Raw genomic sequence first — 2,792 nt, forward strand, 5'->3', positions numbered from 1 at the left:
GTATTAACTTTATCAGCAACGCCTATTCCGAGAACACTACACATGTCTCTTAGTGGAATTAGAGATATGAGCGTAATAGAAGATCCACCACAAGAAAGACACCCTGTTATAACTTATGTTACAGAAGTAATGTATAAATATGTGATTAATCGTAAAAATATAACAAACTTAAATAAAATAATTATATTTGGCGAGGATTAACATAATGAGCAAAGAAATAAAAAAAGTTGAAAATCAAAATGAAGAAGTAAGTATAGAAGATATGATTGATGAATTAGTTAAAAAAGCTAATGTGGCAATGGAAGACATGTTAAATTTGGATCAAGAAGAAATAGATAAAATAGTTCAATCCATGGCAAAAGCAGGTCTCGATAATCATATAGAGTTAGCACAAATGGCTGTAGATGAAACGGGTATGGGTATTTTTGAAGATAAGATAACAAAAAATATTTTTGCAACAGAATATATTTATAACAGTATAAAATACAAAAAAACTGTTGGAATAGTTGAAGAGAACAATGAAGAAGGATATATGATGGTAGCAGAGCCAATAGGAGTAATTGCAGGGGTCACACCTGTTACTAACCCCACTTCAACTACAATGTTTAAGGCGTTGATTTCTATAAAATCAAGGAATCCTATAATATTTAGCTTTCATCCGTCAGCTCAAAAATGTTCTGCTGAGGCTGCAAAAATATTAAGGGATGCAGCAATAAAAGAAGGAGCTCCAAAAGACTGTATACAGTGGATAGAAAATCCATCTTTAGAAGCATCAAATGAGCTTATGAAACATAAGGAGATATCTATAATTTTAGCTACTGGAGGTCCAGGAATGGTTAAATCAGCATATTCTTCTGGGAAGCCAGCTTTAGGAGTAGGTCCAGGGAATGTTCCTTGTTTTATTGAAAAATCCGCAGATATTGATCAAGCAGTAAATGATTTAATACTATCAAAGTCATTTGACAATGGTATGATATGTGCATCTGAACAAGCTGTAATAATAGAAGATGAGATATATGAAGATGTAGTTACTTTAATGAAAAAGAATAAGTGCTATTTTGTAAACAATGAGGAAAAAGAGTTATTAGAAAAAACTGTTATAAATGAAGAAACGAAATCATTAAATGCTAAAATTGTAGGTCAAAATGCTTATACGATAGCTCAGATGTCAGGATTTGAGATACCTAAAGATACTAAAATATTAGTGGCAGAGATAAGTGGAGTAGGTGAAGATTATCCTTTATCAAAAGAAAAGCTTAGCCCAGTTTTAGCATGTATAAGAGTTAAAAATGCTGATGAAGGCATAGAAAAATGTGTTGAAATGACCGAGTTTGGTGGACTTGGACATTCTGCATGTATACATTCAAATAATGATAATATAATATTGCAATTTAGTAATAAAGTTAAAACAGGAAGGATATTAATAAATACACCATCAAGCCAAGGTGCTATAGGAGGTATATATAATTCGAATACACCATCATTAACTCTAGGTTGTGGATCTATGGGTAATAATTCAACTACAGATAATATATCTGCAATTAATTTAATTAATTTGAAAAAGGTAACAAAAAGAACTGTTAGTATGCAGTGGTTTAAAGTTCCGGAAAGAATTTATCATGAAATGGGTTCTATTCAATATTTGGAAAAATTACCTAAGTCAGAAAGAACAATGATAATTACAGACAGGACAATGGAAGACTTAGGATATGTGGAAAAAATAGAATACCGATTGAGAAAAAGAAGAAATCCAGTTATGATAGAAAGATTTACAGGGGTTGAAGTGGATCCATCTGTAAAGACGGTACTAGATGGGGCTCAGGAAATGATTAAATTTAAACCAGATACAATAATAGCCTTAGGAGGTGGCTCAGTAATAGATGCAGCAAAAGGCATGTGGTTATTTTATGAAAATCCACAAGTTAATTTTGAAGATTTAAGACTTAAATTTATGGATATAAGAAAAAGAGTTTATAAGTTTCCCAAGTTGGGAAGAAAAGCTCAACTAGTAGCTATTCCAACTACATCGGGTACAGGATCAGAAGTAACTTCATTTGCAGTTATAACAGACAAAGAAAAAAATATAAAATATCCTTTAGCTGATTATGAATTGACACCAGATGTGGCAATAGTAGATCCTCAATTTGTAATGAGTTTGCCAAAATCAGTTATTGCAGATACAGGACTAGATGTATTAACTCATGGAATAGAAGCTTATGTTTCGGTAATGGCTACAGACTACACAGATGCAATGGCTTTAAAAGCTATAGAAATGGTATTTAAATATTTGCCAATATCATATAAAGGTGGAGACTCAGCTGAATGTAGGGAGGCTAGGGAAAAAATGCATAATGCTTCTTGTATGGCAGGAATGGCATTTGCAAATGCTTTTTTAGGAATAAATCATTCTTTAGCTCATAAGCTTGGAGCAAGATTTCATATACCTCATGGTAGGGCAAATGCCATATTATTACCTTATGTAATAGAATATAATTCACAAATACCAAGCAAGTTTACTGCATTTCCTAAATATAAATCATTTATATCGGACAAGAAGTATTGTGAAATTGCAAAAATGTTGGGATTAAAAACAGATACAGTTGAAGAAGGTGTGAAAAATTTAATTGAAGCAATTAAAAAGCTGATGAAAGAATTAAATGAACCGATGAGTATTAAAGAATGTGGAATAGAAAGAGATGAATATTTTTCTGCAATAAAAAAATTATCTTTAGAAGCATTTGATGATCAATGTACCTCTGTTAATCCAAGACTGCCATTAGTCAGTGAAATAG

Annotated in this window: 2 protein-coding genes; both read left to right on the forward strand. The window is 31.7% G+C overall.

Going from position 1 to position 2,792, the window contains the following annotated elements; all coding sequences use genetic code 11:
• On the forward strand, positions 1-201 hold a 201-nt coding region (locus NSA58_RS18410; protein WP_257560812.1), incomplete at its 5' end, for a hypothetical protein.
• 4 nt (positions 202-205) lie between these two features.
• Positions 206-2,792 (forward strand): bifunctional acetaldehyde-CoA/alcohol dehydrogenase (gene adhE / locus NSA58_RS18415; protein WP_277613763.1); only part of this gene is annotated, 2,587 nt, incomplete at its 3' end.

The sequence above is a fragment of the Terrisporobacter muris genome (genome assembly GCF_024621905.1).
Taxonomy (GTDB): Bacteria; Bacillota; Clostridia; order Peptostreptococcales; family Peptostreptococcaceae; genus Terrisporobacter; species Terrisporobacter muris.